We start from the raw sequence: 223 nt of genomic DNA on the forward strand, positions 1-223 counted from the left end.
TGACGGCCGCTCGCGTGGAAGGCTTCCGCAAGGGCGGCCTTGCCGCCGCCACGAAGCATTTCGCCGGCTATGGCGCGCCGCAGGGCGGTCGCGACTACGACACCACCTACATTCCCCGTGCGGAGATGCACGATACCTACCTGCCTCCCTTCCGGGCCGCCGCCGAAGCCGGCTCGGCGAGCTTCATGGCAGCCTTCAACGCGCTCAACGGCGAACCCTCGAC

The 223-nt window shown here is 69.1% G+C and carries 1 protein-coding gene; it reads left to right on the plus strand.

Going from position 1 to position 223, the window contains the following annotated elements; all coding sequences use genetic code 11:
* A partial coding sequence (locus E4K09_RS16815) for a glycoside hydrolase family 3 N-terminal domain-containing protein (protein WP_134498952.1) occupies window positions 1-223 on the plus strand: 223 nt, incomplete at both ends.

This window comes from Microvirga pakistanensis (assembly GCF_004458765.1).
GTDB lineage: Bacteria > Pseudomonadota > Alphaproteobacteria > Rhizobiales > Beijerinckiaceae > Microvirga > Microvirga pakistanensis.